The organism is Variovorax sp. 01T432, from assembly GCF_056398605.1.
In genome coordinates this window covers 1-12,311 of the sequence record NZ_JBFTPS010000023.1, presented here as the reverse complement: position 1 = coordinate 12,311, position 12,311 = coordinate 1, and the positions used below count along the sequence as shown (strand labels likewise).

Here is a 12,311-nt window from a genome sequence, read left to right as displayed (position 1 = left end):
GACGGCCGCATCCGTCAACCTCAACCCCCAGCCCTGGGGGTTTCTGCCATGAGCCGCGACACGATCGAGGCCGGCGTGGCAGCCGTCAGCAGCAAAGTCACCTACACCGGCGCCGGCGCCACAGTCGCCAGTTGGATCCTCTCGTCCGAGTTTGGCGTGCTGGCGGGCCTGTTCCTCGGCGTGGCCGGCCTGCTGGTGAACTGGTACTTCAAGCGGCGCCAGGACCGGCGCGACCAAGACTTCCAGCGCCGCCAGGACGAGCGCGAGCAGGCCGAGCACCTGGCGCGCATGCGCAAGCTGGCGCGCGACTCGGGCCGCATGCCGCTCGAAGACCTCGGGGCCGAAGACTGATGATCGCCCCAGGCAAACGCGGAGTTGCCGCGCTCGCGATCGCCACCGCGCTCGCGGGCGGCTTCGAGGGCCTGCGCAACTACGCCTATCTCGACCCGGCCGGCATCCCGACGATCTGCATGGGCAGCGTTCGGGGCGTCAAGCTCGGCGACTACAAGACCACCGATGAGTGCAAGAAGCTGCTCGGCGCGGAAATGTGGGAGCGCGTCGTCACCGTGGAGCGCTGCGTGCCCGGGCTGCCGGTGAACATGCTCGCGGCCTGGGCCAGCGCTATCTACAACCTGGGCGACCACCTTGTGTGCGACCTGAAGCGGTCGACGGCCGCGCGCCTGCTCAAGGCGGGCCAGTGGCTCGAGGCCTGCCGCCAGCTTCCGCGGTGGGACAAGGCGACCGTCGCCGGCGCGCTCATCACCCTGCCAGGACTGACGCGGCGCCGCGCCGCAGAGGAGGCTCTATGTCTGACCCCGTGACTGATGCGGCCAAGCCGGACCCCGCGGCGAGCCGCTACGCCTCGCGCAAGTGGCGTTTTGCGCTGCTGCTGGTGGCGGCCGGCGTCGGCCTGGAGCTGGCCGGAAAGCTCACGCCGCTGCTGGTGGACTACCTGAAGTGGATCTTCGGGCTCTACTGCGGCTTCAACGTCACGGCCAAGGCCGGCGAATGGGTTGCCACCTACGTTGCCTCGAAGAAGGAGCCCTCCTGATGCTGATCATCTTCTGGCCCCTGATGTGGATGTGCGCGATGGACCCGTTCTCCTGGCCCGACCTCCCAGGGGACGACGAGTGAAGGCCTTCCTGGGGGCCTTCGACCTCCTGCCCGGCGCGCTATGGGCACTGCTGCTGGCCGGCGCCCTGGCGCTGATCGGCGTCAAGCAGGTCCAAGTCAGTACGGCTCGAGCTGCAACCTCCGATGCGCGCCTCGACCTTGCCAACTACAAGGCCACGGCCGCCGAGACGGCGCGCCTGGCTGAACGCGCGGAGCGCCTCGAGGAGGCGCGCCGCAACACCGCCCAACGAAAGGCCCTTGATGAAGCCGCGAATGAAACCCGTGCTGCCCAGGCTGGCCGCGCTCGCGCTGATGCTGCTCATGAGCGCGTGCGCCTCCAGGCCGAGCGCTACGCCGCCGCCGCCCGTGCAGCGAGCGATCGTGCCGCCGCTCTCGAGCGAAGCGCGGCAGGAGCCGATCCCCTTGGCGTGCTGGCCGACGTGCTCGGACGCGCTGACCGCCGAGCGGGATTCCTGGCTGCCTATGCTGACCGTGCCCGAGTCGCCGGAAAGCTCTGCGAGCGCAGCTACGACGCCTTGATCGCCCCGTAGGGGCTATTGGTCGGCGCTGCCCCCCGGTGCTGCCACCAGGGCGCCACGGAGCGCCGCGCTCCACTGCTTGTAGCCCTCAGCGCTCAAATGCACGCCATCAGCCCGGAAGAGGCCCGGGATCTGCTTGCCGTCCTTGGCGAGGAAGCTCCACGTGTCCACGTAGGTGCAGCCACTGCGGGCCCGGCACAGCGCGGCGATGGCGGCGTTCGCGGCCTTGATGTCGGCCGGGTCAATGCGGAAGTCCTCGGCCGGCACGATCGAGTTCCACACCAGGGGCACGTCCGCGGGAACCGCCGAGGCGATCCGGCCGAAGCGCTCTGCAAGGCCGTTCGTCTTGTGGGCCCACAGGTCGTTGATGCCGATCATGAGCAGCACCGCGCCGGCCTTGCGCACCGATGGCGCGTAGCGCGGCATCGAACGGAGGAGGCCTTCCGTGACCTCTCCGGAGACGCCGAAATTGACGCTGTGCGGTGTCGGCCCGAAGAGCCAGATATTGCTATCGCCCAGCAGAACCACTGGCCGGTCAATTACCTTGTTGTAGCGCTCCATGATTTTCGCGTGCCGACGGCGCGCGAGTTCCATTTGGATGCGCTCGATCGCTTTTGGCAGCACGTCGAACTGCACGACCAGGGCGACGACGGCCGCATGCAGCAACGCGATGTAGATCCCGACTATCCAAGCCAACGCTGTGCGCTTCTTGGTCCCCTTGCTCCAATCCCCCAACATGGCATACCCTACTGTTGAGGGTGTCCGATTTGAATGAGGGGGCTTTCCAACCCCTCATCGCGTGGGAACGACACCGCGACAGACCGCATGCACACGTGGCTCGGGGGAGGTCAAAAATTCCCACGAACACCGCGCAAACCCGCATGGATGCTGGGTTCGATGCTAAGATTGTGATTCTGGTCGTCGTGGGTTCGAGTCCCATCAGCCACCCCAACGTATAGCCCAATTCTTCACTATCAAGCTGATAGCGATTTGGCGGTGCGTGCAATTCGGGCAGTTCGCCCACGTGGAGAGCCTTTGCAGTCGAGCTATGGCTGCTCGTCTGGTGAAGCGGAATTTGCGTCTCTGCAATCCCGATTGTTCGTCGTTTTCATCACTCCCCCGCACGGCCTCTTCACGAATAGGGGGGGCATTAATCGAGGCGCGGCCACTCTATGGTGGACCATGTTTGCGATTCTTCCCACTTGATGCCATTTACTTCATTGGGGCGCTGGTTCAGTCGCGGGCCTTCTTCTGCGGCCGCTTGGAGTCGGCGATAACCTACGGCACCGCCATGACTGTGTCCGCCTCACGCCTTTCAAATTGATGTTGGGATCGTCCGGCTGATCAAGCCAGTTTCCTGATACCTCCGACGTCTACTGGCTGTTGCTGTGAAAGACAGCCCGTGCCGGGCCCGCGCTGCCTTCCTTGACCCCTAATATTTCGCATGGCGAGGGCAATCGTTGGCTATAGCTGCGTTGGCGTCGGGCTCTGGTCAGTTCGTGGGTTTGAGCGTAACTGCGGTCTCTCGGTGGCAAATTCCGCAGGCGGGCGAATGACGAACAGCTGCAGGGCATTGGGCCGAAGCCCGTGGAATGCACATCGGTCCGACCTGCATGAGGCCTCGATTCTTGCCCTGGCTCGTGATTCGGGTTGTGGTGGATTCGTGCCCGGCTGGACGCCCTCAAACCGCGTTGAGCAAATGCGCTGCGCCCATTCGGTCGCCGTCTTTTTTGGGGGCAAGTACTTGCGACAATTGAATTTTGAATTAAAATTTTCACTTTCCAATTTGGAGGAGCCGCACCAATGGCCTCAACCCTTGCCGACATCAATTCTCAGATCAAGAAGCATGACGAGCAGATTGCGCAATTGCGCAAGCAAGCCGAGGATCTGCGCAATCAAGAGCGCGCGGGCGTGGTCGAGGAGCTCCGCAAGAAGATCGCCGAATATGGTTTGACTGCGGCGGACCTTAAACTCTCCGCCCGTGGCGGAAAGCGCAGCGCAAGTGTGACCCCCACAAAAGCGGCGGCCAAGTATCGCAGCCCGACGGGGGAAACATGGTCTGGCGGCCGCGGTCGCAAGCCTCGCTGGATTACCGAGGCGATCGCGGCCGGCAAATCGCTGTCGGACTTCGAGATCAAGTAGCGCTTTGGCGCTCAAAGCAAGAGGCCCGCGTTTTGCGGGCTTTTTAGCGTTGGTGCAGGCCTTCAGTTGATCAGGACGAGTTTGCCCTTGACGCTGCGCGAACCCATTCGCTCATAGGCTGCTCTCAGCTCAGCCATCGGCATGGTCTGATCGATCACTGGCTTGATCTTGCCCTGGCCATACCACTTCGCCAATTCGTTCATCATCTGCGCATTGGCTTTGGGTTCGCGCTTGGCGAAATCACCCCAGAACACACCCACGAGCGAAGCACCTTTGAGCAGCATCAGATTCAAAGGCAGCGATGGGATCGGGCCTGCGGCAAAGCCGACCACAAGATAGCGCCCACGCCAGCCAATCGAGCGGAACGCGGGTTCAGAAAATTCACCGCCGACCGGGTCGTAAATGACATCCGGCCCTTTGCCTTCCGTTGCCTCCTTCACTGCATCGCGGAAGCCATTGGGCAACTTATGCGTCGTGTAGTTGATTGTCAGATCGGCGCCGATGGATTTGCAAAGTTCGCACTTCTCATCGGTCGATGCAGCCGCGATTACCTTGGCACCCGCCGCCTTTGCAATCTGGATTGCTGCGGTCCCCACGCCGCCCGCGGCGCCCAACACCAATACGGTTTCACCCGCCTTGAGTTGCGCCCTGTCCATCAGCGCGTGCCATGACGTCGCGTAGATCATGATGAATGCCGCGGCGTCGACATACCCAAATCCCTCCGGCAATGGCATGCAAAGCGCTGCCGCCGCGAGCGTGTGGGTCGCGAAACCGCCTGTGCCCGAAAGGCTGGCGACGTTCTGGCCGACCCGAAGGTGTGTCACGCCTTGGCCCACGGCAGCGATGACGCCTGCATACTCAGATCCTGGAACGAAGGGCAATGGAGGTTTGATCTGATACTTGTTCTGCACGATCAGAAGATCAGGGAAGTTCAGGCTCGCGGCCTTGATTTCGATCAGTACCTGACCGGGGCCCGGCTTCGGTGTCGGGAGTTCCTTCCAGGTCAGCGCGTCGACGCCGATGGGGTTTTCGCAGAGCCATGCATGCATGCTTCGTGTCTCCTTTGGACGGGTCTGGGGGCAATGTAGGCGGGCCATGATAGGCGGGCTGTTCCAGCGGCATTGTCCCTGTCGTGACGTCCCTGCCGCCTACAATCGCGCGCACTGACAGACGCCATGAAGATACTTATTTCGAACGACGACGGATACCAGGCTCCCGGCATTGTTGCGCTGCATGATGCGTTGAAGGATGTGGCGGAGGTCGAGGTGGTCGCGCCCGAGCACAACAACAGCGCCAAGTCGAATGCGCTGACGCTGGCGGCACCGCTTTACGTGCATTCCGCGCACAACGGATTTCGCTATGTGACCGGCACTCCGGCGGATTGCGTGCACATCGCGCTGAAAGGCTTGCTTGGCTACAGGCCCGACCTCGTCGTCTCCGGCATCAACAACGGTGCAAATATGGGTGATGACACGATCTATTCGGGCACCGTTGGCGCAGCCATGGAAGCCTACCTGTTCGGCATTCCTGCCATCGCGTTTTCACAGATAGAGAAAGGCTGGGCCCACATCGATGCAGCAGCGCGCGCCGCCCGCCGCCTCGTCGAGCAGATCGAACGCGAACGCATGCTCGAGGGCGGCGCATTTCTCCTCAACGTCAATGTGCCCAACCTGCCGTTCGACGAGCTGAAGGCGCTCAAGGTCTGCCGACTTGGTCGACGCCATGCCGCTGAAAAGGTGATCACGCAGGACAGTCCGCGGGGCGAGACCATGTACTGGATCGCCGGTGCAGGCGGTGCGAAGGACAGCGGCGAAGGTACTGACTTCCATGCGACCGCAGCGGGCCACATATCGCTCACGCCATTGCAGATCGACCTGACCGACCACGCCAATCTTGGACAGTGGCGCGAGACGGTGGCTCGCCTGCGTGAGCCCTCCTGACATGGCGAGCCAGCGTCCCGGATTTCCCGTGCAGTTGACGCCCACGGCGTCCGCCGCGACGCGAGGGCGGATGCCAGCGGTGCCTGCGAAGCCGATCGTCCATAGCACGCCGCCGATGGCTTCAGATGCTGTGCGCGCGCGCATGGTTCAACGGCTCGCCGCGGCGCAAGGCATTGCCGACGGCAGGGTGCTGCGGGCGATGGGTGCGGTCGAACGCCACCTTTTCGTTGACAGCGCGTTTGTCAATCAGGCGTACGAGGACACCAGTCTTCCGATCGGACTCGGCCAGACGATATCGAAGCCGAATGTCGTGGCACGCATGATCGAACTGCTTCTCGGTGCCCCCGCGCTGGCCAACAAACCTGACCATCGTCTGGGCCGAGTGCTGGAGATCGGCACGGGCTGCGGATACCAGGCAGCGGTGTTGAGCCATGTGGCGCAGGAGGTCTACAGCATCGAGCGGCTGCGCGGCCTGCACGAGCGGGCGCGCGCCAACCTGCGTCCATTCCGCTTCGCGACGGTTCATCTGCTCCTCGGGGACGGCATGCTTGGCTTTCCGAAGGGCGCACCCTACGCCGCGATCATCGCTGCGGCTGGTGGAGAGGCGGTGCCTGAAGCATGGATCGATCAGCTCGCAGTAGGAGGGCGAATCGTGGCTCCGACGCACTCGGCGGCAGGCGGCCAAGCCCTGGTCGTCATAGACAAAACCACACGGGGGCTGGAGCGTCGCATTCTTGAGGCGGTCCACTTTGTCCCCCTAAAATCGGGAATCGCTTGAAGGAAGAACACATGCAGGGTATTGGCAATCGGAGCTGGCTTGCCGGCGTGACGCTGGTGGTGACGCTCGTGATTGCGGGGTGCGGCGCACCACGCGGTCCTGTGCCGGTCGAGGACCGTGGCACCATGGCCCGTGCACCTGGTACCGCGCCGAACGGCGCTGGGCTGCCTCCCATCACCACCGATGCCAACGGCAAGCCCCTGCCAGGCATTGAGAACTATGGAAAGCCTGGCTACTACGCCGTTCGACCGGGCGACACGATCCGCCGCATTGGGACCGAAACCGGCCAGAACTGGCGTGATATTGCGCGCTGGAACAATCTGGACAATCCCGATCTGATAGAGGTTGGGCAGGTGCTGCGCGTCGTTCCGCCGGTCGGTGGCAGTAGCATCGCGGCGGCTCCTGCGACGGCTCCCAGCACCACCGAAACTTCGTCGGGCGTCGTGACTCGGCCAGTCACGCAGACGACGGTTGCGCCGGCCACGGCGCCCGCACCCGCGGCAAGTGCGCAGTCCAAGCCTACGCCGACGGTGATTGCACCCTCGGCAACCGCAGCCGCAGCAACTTCGGGCGATGAAGATGTGGGCTGGATCTGGCCGGCGCAGGGGTCCCTGATCGCGGGCTTCGACGAGGCCAAGAACAAAGGGCTGGACATCAGCGGCAAGGCTGGCGATTCAGTACTCGCCGCTGCGGATGGCCGCGTGGTTTACGCCGGAGCAGGCTTGCGTGGCTACGGCAATTTGATCATCCTCAAGCACAACAACACCTACCTCACTGCCTATGCGCACAACCGCACGTTGCTCGTGAAGGAAGACCAGTCCGTGCAGAAGGGCCAGAAGATTGCTGAAATGGGCAATAGCGATGCCGATCGGGTGAAACTGCATTTCGAAATCCGCCGCCAGGGAAAGCCGGTCGATCCGGCTCGCTACCTGCCCGCGCGCTAGTGCCATGGCCGGCTCCCGCCCGCGTCGCACCCCGGTCGTGCGGGGCGGGGCGGGCAACGGTGGCGCAGCAGTGTTCAAGGCGACGACGTGGCCTGCGGCGCCTGCCGCCATCCCCAGTGACGAGCCGGCAGATCGCATTGGCGAAGAGTTCTTTCCCGAACAGCATCCGCGCGATCCGGTCCCGGCCGAGCTCGTAAGCGAAGGCGGTGATTCGCTGACGCTCTACTTGCGCGAGATCCGCCGCACTCAACTGTTCACTCCCGATCAGGAATATCGGACCGCTTGTGCGGCGCGCAGTGGTGATTTCGCAGCGCGGCAATCGATGATCGAACACAACCTTCGGCTCGTCGTCAATATCGCCAAGGCCTATCTAGGGCGAGGGGTACCACTCGCAGATTTGATCGAGGAAGGCAACCTGGGCCTGATGCATGCGATCAACAAGTTCGAGCCGGAGCGGGGATTCCGTTTCTCGACATATGCGACCTGGTGGATCCGGCAATCGATCGAACGAGCGGCAATGATGCAGGCGCGCACGATTCGCCTGCCGGTGCATGTGGTCCGCGAATTGCAACAAGTCATTCGCGCACGGCGCACACTAGAAGGCGATTCCGAATTCATAGCCCGCCGGCCCGATGGAGTGCGAGTCGAGGATGTCGCGGCTCTGCTGGGGCGTGAGGTGGAAGAGGTCGCAGAACTGATGGCGCTCTCCGAAGCGCCGCGCTCGCTCGACGCGGCCAGCGAGCGAGGCGACGAGAGCTTCACGCTCGCGGATACGGTCGCCTCGGAAGATGAGGGCGGTGACCCCACGGAGGTCACGCAGACGCATGAGGTCGAGAAGCTTCTCGACCAGTGGATCCTCGTTCTCAACGAACGCGAGCGCGAAGTGCTGGAAGGCCGTTACGGTTTGCACGATCGCGATCCGGAAACGCTTGAAGTGTTAAGCGTGCGGCTGGGCCTCACGCGCGAACGAGTTCGCCAAATCCAGAACGAGGCGCTTGCCAAGATGCGGCGGCAACTGACCCGCGCAGGGGTAGGGCGCGACGCGCTGCTTTAGGGCTGGCGCGGGATGAGCGCCCCGGCCCTGAGACAATCCGGGCATGACGGATCTGACAGAAACTAGAGAAGCCCCGCAACCTCTTGATGAATGGCTGAAGGTCGAGTCGCTCGATCTCGACGCTCAAGGCGTGGCGCACAAGGCAGATGGCATGGTGGTGTTCATCGAAGGTGCTTTGCCATTCGAAGAGGTGCGCTTCAACGTGCATCGCAGGAAGAACAACTGGGAGCAGGGCACGGTCACCGAGATTCGCCGCGAATCGTCGCAGCGCGTTCGACCAGGCTGTCCTCACTTCGGCCTGCACACCGGCGCCTGCGGCGGCTGCAAGATGCAGCACCTCGATGCGGCTGCGCAAGTCGCGGTGAAGCAGCGCGCGCTCGAAGACAACCTCTGGCACCTTGGCAAAGTGCGTCCAGAGAACATGCTGCGTCCACTTGAGGGACCCGCATGGCACTATCGCTATCGGGCCCGTCTTTCCGTGCGGTATGTCGCGAAGAAGGGAACGGTCCTTATCGGTTTTCACGAGCGCAAGAGCCGCTACCTGGCGGATATGAAAGTGTGCCCGGTGTTGCCGTCGCAGGTGAGCGGGATGCTCATGCCGTTGCGCGAGCTGATTGGATCGATGGACGCGCGCGAAACCTGTCCGCAGATCGAATTAGCCTGTGGGGATTCCCTCGACGGAATCACCGACCTTGGCGTCGTTGCGCTGGTGCTGAGGCATCTCGCGCCCCTGTCGGTCGCAGACATCGCACGGCTCAAGGCCTTCGCCGCGCAGCACAGAGGCGTCCAGTGGTGGTTGCAGGCCAAGGGTCCAGAAACGGTCCGGCTTCTTGAGGAAGGCGGACCGACGCTCTCCTATGAGCTACCGGAATTTGGCGTCACGATTCCGTTCAAGCCCACTGATTTCACGCAAGTCAATCCGCACATCAACCGCATGCTGGTCAGCCGCGCGCTGCGCCTTCTCGACGTGCAGCCGGACGAACGAGTGATCGACTGGTTCTGCGGGCTCGGCAATTTCACGTTGCCGCTCGCGAGCCGCGCGCGGGAGGTGTTGGGCATCGAGGGGAGCGACACGCTGGTCGCACGCGCGATGGAGAATTTTGGGCGAAATCGTCCGGCAGCAGTTGGTCGTCGCGCGCTGGCCCAGACAAGCTTCGTCTCTCGCAACCTGTTCGAGATGACGCCAGAGATGCTGGTGGCGGACGGGGCGGCCGAGAAGTGGCTGGTCGATCCACCGCGCGAAGGCGCATTCGCCTTGGCAAAGGCGCTCGCCGATCTCCATCAGCAGGCGGAGCCGAACAAGGATGGATGGGCGCCGCCGAAACGTATCGTCTACGTGAGTTGTAACCCATCAACGCTTGCGCGCGATGCTGGGCTTCTCGTACATCAGGCGGGATACCGTTGTGCTTTTGCGGGCGTGGTCAATATGTTCCCTCACACGGCCCATATTGAATCGATCGCAGTGTTTGATCGGGAATGAAGAGGCAAGAAAAGAAGGGCCCATTGGCCCTTCTTTTCTTGCTGGGAGATATTGCGCGTTCAGTCGCGCTCGCCCCCGAAGATGCCAAGCAGGGCCAGCAGGCTCTGGAATACGTTGAATAGATCCAGATACAGAGCGAGCGTCGCACTGATGTAGTTGGTCTCGCCGCCATCCAGGATCTGCTTGAGGTCGTGCAGCATGAAAGCGGAGAAGATGCCGATCGCCGCAACCGAGATGGCCATCATGCCGGCGCTAGACCCGATGAAGACATTGATAATCGCGCCAAACAGGAGCACCATCGCGCCGACGAAGAGCCACTTGCCCATCCCTGACAAATCTCGCTTGATGATTGTCGCCAGAGACGCCATCACGAAGAACACGCCTGCGGTGCCCCCGAACGCGGTCATGATCAGTTCTGAGCCGTTCTTGAAACCCAGCACCATTGCGATCAACCGGGACAGCATCAGCCCCATAAAGAACGTGAACCCCAGGAGAACCGGCACACCGGCGGCGGAGTTCTTGGTCTTTTCGATGGCGAACATGAAGCCGAAGGCGCCGCCCATGAAGACGACGAGACCGAGTCCACCCGTGAGCGAACGCGTCACGCCGCTGGCGACACCGAGCCACGCGCCCATCACTGTGGGCAAGAGGCTCAGGGCGAGCAGCCAGTAGGTATTGCGCAGAACGCGCTGTCGCTCTGCCTGCGGCAGCGTCTGGCCATAGCCGACGGAAGTGTCGAGGGTGTTGACGCGGTCGTCCATTGCTGAAGCTCCTGATGTTTACTGCAGGATGCAGTTGGGGGGCATTCTAGGGCGCGCAAGAGGGGGCTCGACAAAGACCCGCACGGGGACGTTCCTACGCGTCGGAGCCACCCTTGGCGGGGGCGGACGCTATGCTTCAAGATTACACAACTTTCCTTGAAGATCATGAAGACCAAGTCCTTCCTCGAACTCGTCGACGTCAAGACCATCGCTGCGGCAGCCGAAACCGAAGCCGTCAAGAATAACTGGGCCGTGACGATCGCCATCGCCGACGATGCCGGCAATCTGCTGTGGCTCCAGCGACTGGATGGCGCGGCGGCGCTGTCGTCGCACATCGCGCCCGCCAAGGCCCACACGGCAGCAATGGGACGCCGCGAAACCAAGACCTATGAGGACGTGATCAATGGCGGCCGCACCGCATTCCTGACAGCGCCTGCCGTTGAGGGGCTGCTAGAAGGGGGGGTGCCTATCGTCAAGGACGGCTACGTCATCGGTGCGGTTGGCGTCAGTGGCGTCAAATCGAACGAAGACGCTCAGATTGCAAAGGCCGGTATTGCCGCGCTCGGCCTCTGATCCAGTGAGCGCTGGAAGCGAAACGCCAACCTGAAGGTTGGCATTTCTGATGGCACAAGGTGAAAAAAGGCTTGGCTAGTTGGCGAACCGTTGGCTAGCAAAATCGACCCTTCAGAGATGAATCTCCTCGAGTCGCCCACGATGAACTTGCGCGAGAGTCAGGCTGATCGCTTGCTACTTGGTGAGGATCAGCTTGCCAAGCTTGGTGGCCTGGAGGCGGTAGAGCGAGCCATTGTGCAGGATGCCCACGGTCTTACTTCCCTTCAGGAGCTCTGCACTTTCGAGGAGTGCAGTTGGACGGGATGCTTCATTTGGCGAACAGCCAGCGCCGCCAGGGTCAACGGAAGGACGGCTCAAGACAGTGAAGACGTTGGAGGTGGCGGGCATCAATAATCCTTTTCTGCGCTTTGGGCGGTGATCAAATGATAATCATTATCATTTGAAAGTCAATCGGCAAAGCCCGTCCTTGAGCCTTGCGCCCGCCCCTTACTTTGGCTCCGGTTCCGTGACGAAACCGATCTTGCGAACGCCAGCTTCGCGCGCCGCCGTCATAACTTGGGCGACGCGCTCGTAGCGCACCGCCTTGTCGCCGCGGATGTGCAACTCGGGTTGGGGTTCCTTGGCGGCCTCGGCGGCAAGCCGCGACTTGAGTTCAGCATCCCCGATCTTCTGGTCGTTCCAGTAGTAGCTGCCATCCGCAGCGACGCTGAACAGGATGTTCTGGGGTTTGGTTTGCTCAGGTTCGCTGCTGGCGCGAGGCAGGTCGATGTTGACCGCGTGTTTCATCACCGGAACTGTGATGATGAAGATGATCAGGAGTACGAGCATGACGTCGACCAGCGGCGTCATATTGATCTCGTTCATCACCTCATCGGGTTCGTCTTGAGTTCCGAAGGCCATGGCGCTCAGCCTTTCTTCAGCGGAACGACAGTGGCTTCGACGCTGCCGCTCTGAACGCGTGCACCGGTCACGAAGTAGGCATGCAGG

At 62.5% G+C, this 12,311-nt stretch carries 16 protein-coding genes; 11 read left to right on the top strand and 5 right to left on the bottom strand.

Going from position 1 to position 12,311, the window contains the following annotated elements; all coding sequences use genetic code 11:
* Positions 1-48: 48 nt before the first annotated feature.
* The 4 genes from AC1DNF_RS18170 (at position 49) to AC1DNF_RS18155 (ending at position 1,664) form a co-directional block, all read left to right on the top strand.
* Positions 49-351: a holin gene (locus AC1DNF_RS18170; protein ID WP_478150007.1), complete on the top strand. Its 303-nt coding sequence runs from the start codon at positions 49-51 to the stop codon at positions 349-351.
* On the top strand, positions 351-821 hold the full coding sequence (locus tag AC1DNF_RS18165) for a glycoside hydrolase family protein (protein ID WP_478150006.1): 471 nt from the start codon (positions 351-353) through the stop codon (positions 819-821). Before AC1DNF_RS18170 ends, AC1DNF_RS18165 begins: the two co-directional genes overlap by 1 nt.
* The gene (locus AC1DNF_RS18160) at positions 806-1,051 is read left to right on the top strand and encodes a hypothetical protein (RefSeq protein WP_478150005.1); all 246 of its coding nucleotides are present in this window, start codon (positions 806-808) and stop codon (positions 1,049-1,051) included. Before AC1DNF_RS18165 ends, AC1DNF_RS18160 begins: the two co-directional genes overlap by 16 nt.
* 79 nt (positions 1,052-1,130) lie before the next feature.
* Positions 1,131-1,664 carry a DUF2514 family protein gene (locus AC1DNF_RS18155; RefSeq protein WP_478150004.1) on the top strand — a complete coding sequence of 178 codons (534 nt, stop codon included), beginning with the start codon at positions 1,131-1,133 and terminating at the stop codon, positions 1,662-1,664.
* Between the two features lie 3 nt (positions 1,665-1,667).
* Here the strand turns inward: AC1DNF_RS18155 and AC1DNF_RS18150 are convergent, their stop codons facing one another.
* Positions 1,668-2,390 (bottom strand): GDSL-type esterase/lipase family protein, encoded by a 723-nt coding sequence (locus AC1DNF_RS18150; protein WP_478150003.1) that lies wholly within the window; start codon positions 2,388-2,390, stop codon positions 1,668-1,670.
* A gap of 1,065 nt (positions 2,391-3,455) precedes the next feature.
* Here AC1DNF_RS18150 and AC1DNF_RS18145 point away from each other — a divergent pair.
* Entirely contained in the window at positions 3,456-3,794 is a 339-nt protein-coding gene (locus AC1DNF_RS18145; protein WP_478150002.1) for an H-NS histone family protein, read from the top strand.
* Positions 3,795-3,856: 62 nt separating this feature from the next.
* On the opposite strand, the gene AC1DNF_RS18140 is transcribed toward AC1DNF_RS18145, so the two are convergent.
* The gene (locus AC1DNF_RS18140; RefSeq protein WP_478150001.1) at positions 3,857-4,843 is read right to left on the bottom strand and encodes an NADPH:quinone oxidoreductase family protein; all 987 of its coding nucleotides are present in this window, start codon (positions 4,841-4,843) and stop codon (positions 3,857-3,859) included.
* Between the two features lie 126 nt (positions 4,844-4,969).
* Between AC1DNF_RS18140 and surE the strand changes: the two genes are divergently transcribed.
* From surE to rlmD, 5 genes are read left to right on the top strand one after another with little or no spacing between them, the layout of a single operon-like run.
* Positions 4,970-5,734 carry a 5'/3'-nucleotidase SurE gene (surE, locus tag AC1DNF_RS18135; protein ID WP_478150000.1) on the top strand — a complete coding sequence of 255 codons (765 nt, stop codon included), beginning with the start codon at positions 4,970-4,972 and terminating at the stop codon, positions 5,732-5,734.
* A 1-nt stretch (position 5,735) separates the two neighbouring features.
* On the top strand, positions 5,736-6,512 hold the full coding sequence (locus tag AC1DNF_RS18130; RefSeq protein WP_478149999.1) for a protein-L-isoaspartate(D-aspartate) O-methyltransferase: 777 nt from the start codon (positions 5,736-5,738) through the stop codon (positions 6,510-6,512).
* 11 nt (positions 6,513-6,523) lie between these two features.
* Positions 6,524-7,456 (top strand): peptidoglycan DD-metalloendopeptidase family protein, encoded by a 933-nt coding sequence (locus tag AC1DNF_RS18125; RefSeq protein ID WP_478150096.1) that lies wholly within the window; start codon positions 6,524-6,526, stop codon positions 7,454-7,456.
* A 4-nt stretch (positions 7,457-7,460) separates the two neighbouring features.
* The gene (locus tag AC1DNF_RS18120; protein ID WP_478149998.1) at positions 7,461-8,510 is read left to right on the top strand and encodes a sigma-70 family RNA polymerase sigma factor; all 1,050 of its coding nucleotides are present in this window, start codon (positions 7,461-7,463) and stop codon (positions 8,508-8,510) included.
* Between the two features lie 43 nt (positions 8,511-8,553).
* Entirely contained in the window at positions 8,554-9,990 is a 1,437-nt protein-coding gene (gene rlmD, locus AC1DNF_RS18115; protein ID WP_478149997.1) for a 23S rRNA (uracil(1939)-C(5))-methyltransferase RlmD, read from the top strand.
* A gap of 59 nt (positions 9,991-10,049) precedes the next feature.
* Here the strand turns inward: rlmD and AC1DNF_RS18110 are convergent, their stop codons facing one another.
* On the bottom strand, positions 10,050-10,751 hold the full coding sequence (locus AC1DNF_RS18110) for a Bax inhibitor-1/YccA family protein (protein ID WP_478149996.1): 702 nt from the start codon (positions 10,749-10,751) through the stop codon (positions 10,050-10,052).
* A gap of 165 nt (positions 10,752-10,916) precedes the next feature.
* On the opposite strand from AC1DNF_RS18110, the gene AC1DNF_RS18105 reads away from it, so the two are divergent.
* Positions 10,917-11,324: a GlcG/HbpS family heme-binding protein gene (locus tag AC1DNF_RS18105; protein WP_478149995.1), complete on the top strand. Its 408-nt coding sequence runs from the start codon at positions 10,917-10,919 to the stop codon at positions 11,322-11,324.
* Positions 11,325-11,498: 174 nt separating this feature from the next.
* On the opposite strand, the gene hemP is transcribed toward AC1DNF_RS18105, so the two are convergent.
* Positions 11,499-11,711, bottom strand: coding sequence for a hemin uptake protein HemP (hemP, locus tag AC1DNF_RS18100; protein ID WP_478149994.1), 213 nt, complete (start codon positions 11,709-11,711; stop codon positions 11,499-11,501).
* 99 nt (positions 11,712-11,810) lie between these two features.
* Positions 11,811-12,224: an ExbD/TolR family protein gene (locus AC1DNF_RS18095; RefSeq protein WP_478149993.1), complete on the bottom strand. Its 414-nt coding sequence runs from the start codon at positions 12,222-12,224 to the stop codon at positions 11,811-11,813.
* Positions 12,225-12,311 lie beyond the last annotated feature (87 nt).